This window comes from Cysteiniphilum sp. JM-1 (assembly GCF_008711525.1).
GTDB lineage: Bacteria > Pseudomonadota > Gammaproteobacteria > Francisellales > Francisellaceae > Caedibacter.
Map to the genome: position 1 here is coordinate 1 of NZ_VXKS01000054.1, position 1,949 is coordinate 1,949.

Sequence of the window (1,949 nt, forward strand, 5' to 3'; positions counted from 1 at the left end):
CGGGCTATGGATGAGTAGACCGACCAAATTTCTTCAGTCAGCCCCTCCGCAGAACCGGACGTGCGAAACTATCGCATCCGGCTCCCGAGTAAATTACATGCTGGTGCAACTTCGGTAGTTAGAACATCGATTTAACCTTCCATTTGGTTGGAAAGCCCAACAGCTTTAACCCAATAAGTAGTTGATCCCAGTTGGTTTTGCGTTTCCCGCCCCGTCTGTTCAACCACCTAAGTATGATACGTTTTGATGATTCCAGAAAACTATTCACACGCCTGTTATTATCAGACACCGCATGATAGTTAACCCATCCTTGGACGACTCTTATTACAGTTTTAACCGTACCCACGGTATCATTTGTATTAAGATTGTTCCTCAGATATAGCTTTAAACCTTTGAGTTTAGCTGCAAATCGATCTTTACGGCTTGTAAATTTTAGCCGCCAAAACCCTTTGAGTGATTTACCCCAATAACAGGTAAAGCCTAGGAAATTGAACGTATCTAATCGTTTACCCGTAAGCTCTGCATTCTTTGCTGCTAATCTACCTGCTGGGATGCAACTAGATTTTGCTCCGTGTATTTCTAAACCTGCTTTGGATAAACGTTTGGGTAACACTCTATAAAAGCGTTTAGCATCATCTTGGCGAGCAAAGCTAAACACCATATCATCTGCAAACCTTACTAACTCAGCACTTCCATTTAGATGAGTATGTTTGATATTTTCAAACCACTCGTCTATAACGTGGTGCAAGTAAATATTCGCAAGTATTGGTGATATGATTGAACCTTGAGGGCACCCCAAGGTATTCGCTTTGTCTTCATTATCCTCCCTTATTGGTGCTGTTATCAAAACTTCAATCAGCCTTAGAAAACGTCTATCTGATATTTTCTTACGCAATAATTCCATTAGCACCGCGTGCGGTATGGTATTGAAGTATTTACGGATATCAATTTCAACAATTGCTCCATGAAGGTGTTTATAGGTCGCTTGATTTAATGCCTTTAAAGCATCATGACAACTTTTACCAGAACGATACCCATAGGAGCATGATAAAAATAGTGGCTCATATATTGCAGTAAGTATTTGGCTTACCGCAGATTGTATAAGCTTATCTTCTAGGCATGATATGGCTAGAGGTCGATTACTACCATCTTCTTTTGGTATTTGGGTGATTCTTGCTGGTTTAGGTTTATAAGTTCCACGGCGTATCTTCTGAATAATATCATTGAGATTGTTATCTAGATTTTTGCCATATTTCCTCTTTGTCATGTTATCGATACCAACTGCTCTCGTTCCATCTAGCTGTCGGTATTGTTCTTTTAGCATGTCTGCGTTAATTAGATGACCAATATTGTTAAACGTTAGATCTTTGTTTTCCGCAGATAGCTTACCTATGCGATCTAGTTTTGTTAACCATGTTATTCTGTCGTTGCTGTGTACAGTCATTGTTTCGCCTTTTCGCTTAATTTACTCTGCCAACCCTTCGCTCCACTGGCATTACCCAGCTTCATCACTACTATGATTGACTCCGACTTCCACTATTTCATTTCAAAGCCCTTGTACTCTTCATACTTGTGACTTTGATACTTCATCCCAGAAGAAAATAGTGGATCTCCTAGGTTCCGCCACTGGTCTCTACAAACTCGCCGACGCCTACGACTCCGGCAGGTATAGTTAAAAGATTGACTAGGTTAGCCTCTTAACTATTGTTGCTTACTACCCTTCCAAAAGTATCAGCACCTGCGACTAGTCAAATTTCGGAGCTGTCACGTTCACCATTTGGTTTCGGCTCGAGTGTTTCGCTGTCTACGCTTCACAGTCATTGTTACCTTTGACCGCGCAAGACTCGCTACGTAGTGGTCTAGTCAACCTTCTACGGCAGGACTTTCACCTGCAAGATCAGTGCGGCTTGTCCTAGCGCACTGGAAGAAGTGACAAAAATGCAAGATCA

The 1,949-nt window shown here is 41.6% G+C and carries 1 protein-coding gene; it reads right to left on the reverse strand.

Translation table 11 applies throughout. The features are described 5' to 3' along the window. Positions 1–118: 118 nt before the first annotated feature. Positions 119–1,444, reverse strand: a complete 1,326-nt coding sequence (ltrA, locus tag F3D68_RS11120; RefSeq protein WP_151194500.1) for a group II intron reverse transcriptase/maturase — start codon at positions 1,442–1,444, stop codon at positions 119–121. Positions 1,445–1,949: the final 505 nt, after the last annotated feature.